We start from the raw sequence: 3244 nt of genomic DNA on the forward strand, positions 1-3244 counted from the left end.
TCCGACGCGGACGTGTCCGACGAGGACGCCTTCGACGCGTTCTTCGCTCCCCTACGCGACGACGATGCCGACGGCTCCGGCTCCGGCTCCGACGCCTCCACCGATGCCGGCCGCACCGAGGTGCACCGCCGCGGGGCGGACTCCGTGCGCCCGGTCCTGCCGCACACCGACCCTCCCGCCGACCTTCCGACCGCCCCCGCCGGGCTGCGCAGCGCCCACCGGCCGGACGACGAGCCCGATGTCGGATCCTCGACCGACGTCGACCCGGCGGGCCGCTCCGGCGTCCCCTCCCCCGCCGACGGACGCCCGGTCGGCGCCACCCCGCCGACTCCGCGCGAGCCGACTCCGCCCGCCGTCTACGAGTGGCCCGACCCGCGCGGGGACTGGGACCAGCCGCCCGTGTGGGAGCAGGTCGTCGCTCCGCAGGACGAGCCCGACGAGGACGGCGGCGACGAGGAGCTGTGGCGCGAGACCGCCGGCGCCTACTCGTGGAACCTCGAGCCGGCCGCCGAGCCCGCCGACCGCGCCGAGCCCGCGCCCTTCCGCACCGCTCCCGCGGCCGCCCACGTCAACGCCGCTCCGCCGCGGAAGCGCCGCTCCGCCCGGTCCCGACCCGAGAGCCGCGAACGCGACTCGGCGCCCGCCGCAGCGCCCGCGTGGCGCACGCTCAGCCGACGCCGGCTCCTGATCGGCCTGATCGCGGCGGGTACGGTGATCCTCCTCGCCGGGCTCTTCGCGATCGGCATCGCCGTCGGGAGCGCCGGCGGCCGAGCAGAGCCGCAGGCCGTCCCGGTCGTCAGCGAGACGCCCACGGCGGAGCCGACCCCCTCGCCCACGCCGACCGCGACCCTCCCGACCGTCGGACCGCTGCCCGTCGGCACCTGGGCCTGGAGCGCGCTCCTCGGCGGCGAGTGCGTCGAGCCCTTCGACTCCGTCTGGGCGGAGGAGTTCACCGTCGTGGACTGCGCGGGGGCCCACTCCGCCCAGCTCGTCTCCACCGCGGAGCTGACCGATGCGGCGTTCCCCGGCCAGGACGCCCTGGCCGTCACCGTCTCCTCGCTCTGCCAGGCGCAGGGCGTCGTGGACGTCGCCGCGGCCGAGACCTACGGCGACGTGCAGGTCGCCGGTGCGTTCCCCGTCACCCAGGAGCAGTGGGACGCGGGCGAGCGCAGCTACTACTGCTTCGTCGACCGGGCGGGCGGCGGCGAGCTGACCGGCTCCCTCGCCGGCACTCCCGCGGCCTGACGCGCGCCGTCCCTCAGGCTTCGGGGGACGCCGCCGGGCACCGGCCCGGTGCACCCGGCCGAGCCGCGGAGCGCCCAGTAGGATCGCTCGTCGTGCAGGAGAACGAGGCGACCCCCGCGACCGGACCCACCGCCTCCGTGGAGCTCACCACGAACGGCGTCGGCCCCTGGCAGGGCGAGCGGCCCGAGGACGACCGCCTCGACCCGGAGCTGCTGGAGCGTGGCGACGCGCGCAACGTGGTCGACCGCTTCCGCTACTGGCGGATGGACGCGATCGTCGCGGAGCTCGACCGCACGCGGCACCCGTTCCACGTCGCGATCGAGAACTGGCAGCACGACATGAACATCGGCTCGATCGTCCGCAGCGCGAACGCGTTCGGCGCGGAGGGCGTCCACATCGTCGGCCGGCGGCGGTGGAACAAGCGCGGCGCGATGGTCACCGACCGCTACCAGCACGTCCAGCACCACGAGACGGTGGCCGACCTCGTGCAGTGGGCCGCGGAGGCGGACGTGCCCCTCCTCGCCGTCGACAACGTCCCGGGCTGCGTGCCGCTCGAGACCTACCGGCTCCCCGAGCGCTGCCTCCTGCTGTTCGGGCAGGAGGGACCCGGCCTCTCGGAGGAGGCGATCGCCGCCTCGGAGGCCGTGCTCGAGATCACGCAGTTCGGCTCGACCCGGTCGATCAACGCCTCGGCGGCGGCAGCCGTCGCGATGCACGCCTGGGTGCTGCAGCACGTCCGCTTCTGACCCCCGCGAGCCGCGGTGCCGTGTCAGGAACCGGCGCCCGGCCCGCTGCCGGGACTCAGACCGCTGAATCCGGCGGGAACTCCGACTCCAGCGGCTCCGACGACAGGAGCTCGTGCACCCCGCTCAGCACCTCGTCCGGGCGGAACGGGTAGCGCTCGATCTCGGCCTCGTCGCTGATCCCCGTCAGCACCAGCACGGTGTGCAGGCCCGCCTCGATGCCCGCGACGATGTCGGTGTCCATCCGGTCGCCGATCATCCCGGTGTTCTCGCTGTGCGCGCCGATCTTGTTCATCGCCGAGCGGAACATCATCGGGTTCGGCTTGCCGACGACGTACGGATCCTTGCCCGTCGCCTTCGTGATGAGCGCCGCGATCGCCCCCGTCGCCGGGAGCACGCCCTCGGCGCTCGGCCCCGTCGCATCGGGATTGGTGACGATGAAGCGCGCACCCGCGACGATCAGGCGGATCGCCTTCGTGATCGCCTCGAAGCTGTAGTTGCGGGTCTCGCCCACGACCACGTAGTCCGGCGCCGTCTCCGTCATGATGAAGCCCGCCTCGTGCAGCGCGGTGGTGATCCCCGCCTCGCCGATCACGAACGCGCTCCCGCCCGGCTTCTGCGACGCGCAGAAGTCCGCCGTCGCCAGAGCGCTCGTCCAGATCCGCTCCTCCGGCACGTGCAGCCCCGACCCGCGCAGCCGCGCCGCCAGATCCCGCGGCGTGAAGATCGAGTTGTTCGTCAGCACCAGGAACGGCGTGCCCGAATCGGTCCACTCCTGGATCAGCTCGGGCGCGCCGGGGAGCGCCTTGTTCTCGTGCACCAGCACGCCGTCCATGTCCGTGAGCCAGGCCTCGACTTCACTGCGGTTCGTCGCCATGGGTCGATGCTATCGGCGGCACCCCCGCGCACGACGGCGACGACCGGCGAACCGCCCGGCTCCCTCCGCTGACGCCCCTGTGGAGGGACGACCGTCGTGCGCCGGACGGCCGGACCCCGGACCCGCACAGCCGCGAGCGGGATAGCCTGGGAGGCATGAGTGGCGAGAACCTGCTGGGCCCCGAACCGACCCTCCTCCCCGACGAGCCCGCGGTCACCGCGGCCCTCGCGAAGCACGCGAACCCGGGAGCCGTCGAATTCGCCGCCCTCGCCGCCGCCCACCCGCGCTCCCCGCTGGCCTGGGCACTGCTCGCCGACAGCGTCTGGGGCATCGACGCGGCCCTCCCCTCCTACGCCTACGCCCGCGTCGGCTACCACCG

Annotated in this window: 4 protein-coding genes; 3 read left to right on the forward strand and 1 reads right to left on the reverse strand. The window is 74.2% G+C overall.

Going from position 1 to position 3244, the window contains the following annotated elements:
* Both C5D04_RS17550 and C5D04_RS17555 read left to right on the forward strand, forming a co-directional pair.
* On the forward strand, positions 1 to 1245 hold a 1245-nt coding region (locus tag C5D04_RS17550; protein ID WP_219815048.1), incomplete at its 5' end, for a septum formation family protein.
* A 92-nt stretch (positions 1246 to 1337) separates the two neighbouring features.
* Entirely contained in the window at positions 1338 to 1991 is a 654-nt protein-coding gene (locus tag C5D04_RS17555; RefSeq protein ID WP_104225722.1) for a TrmH family RNA methyltransferase, read from the forward strand.
* 55 nt (positions 1992 to 2046) lie between these two features.
* Here the strand turns inward: C5D04_RS17555 and C5D04_RS17560 are convergent, their stop codons facing one another.
* Complete coding sequence (locus C5D04_RS17560) at positions 2047 to 2865, reverse strand: HAD-IIA family hydrolase (RefSeq protein WP_104225721.1); 819 nt, start codon at positions 2863 to 2865, stop codon at positions 2047 to 2049.
* Positions 2866 to 3020: 155 nt separating this feature from the next.
* Between C5D04_RS17560 and C5D04_RS17565 the strand changes: the two genes are divergently transcribed.
* The coding region (locus tag C5D04_RS17565) for a DUF3151 family protein (RefSeq protein WP_146087903.1) at positions 3021 to 3244 on the forward strand (224 nt) is incomplete at its 3' end.

Source organism: Rathayibacter sp. AY1D2, assembly GCF_002932695.1.
GTDB lineage: Bacteria > Actinomycetota > Actinomycetes > Actinomycetales > Microbacteriaceae > Rathayibacter.